Genomic DNA, 324 nt, shown 5'->3' on the forward strand with positions numbered 1-324 from the left:
GCAAAAAGGTTGAGCCTATGGGGGTTAACGCAGCGATGATCTGCAAGCTATCCATGTTTTATGTCCTTATTGCCTGATTCTCAATTCGGCTTCCAGTTCGACCTCGCGGCCTAATTCCTGACTCATCATTTGTTTTAGTGCTTTGAGGTGTGCGGCTTGTAATGTGTTCGCACTAACCAGCTTAACGGAAATGCGTGGACGTTCGCCGTTACTGATCTCTCGGATAGTCACTTCAATGTCGTCACCTAAAACCTGCATTTGGCCATGGGGTAACGCCCGGCTTAAGCGATTCTTGTCAACGAGCTCCTGAAATGACAAGAACAG

Annotated in this window: 1 protein-coding gene; it reads right to left on the minus strand. The window is 47.8% G+C overall.

Features of this window, described 5'->3' with window-relative positions:
• Nucleotides 1-66 precede the first annotated feature (66 nt).
• On the minus strand, nt 67-324 hold a 258-nt coding region (locus J0A66_RS22420; protein WP_206576035.1), incomplete at its 5' end, for a hypothetical protein.

Origin of the sequence: Bowmanella dokdonensis, assembly GCF_017254865.1 — a bacterium.
In the GTDB taxonomy this organism is placed as follows: domain Bacteria; phylum Pseudomonadota; class Gammaproteobacteria; order Enterobacterales; family Alteromonadaceae; genus Bowmanella; species Bowmanella dokdonensis.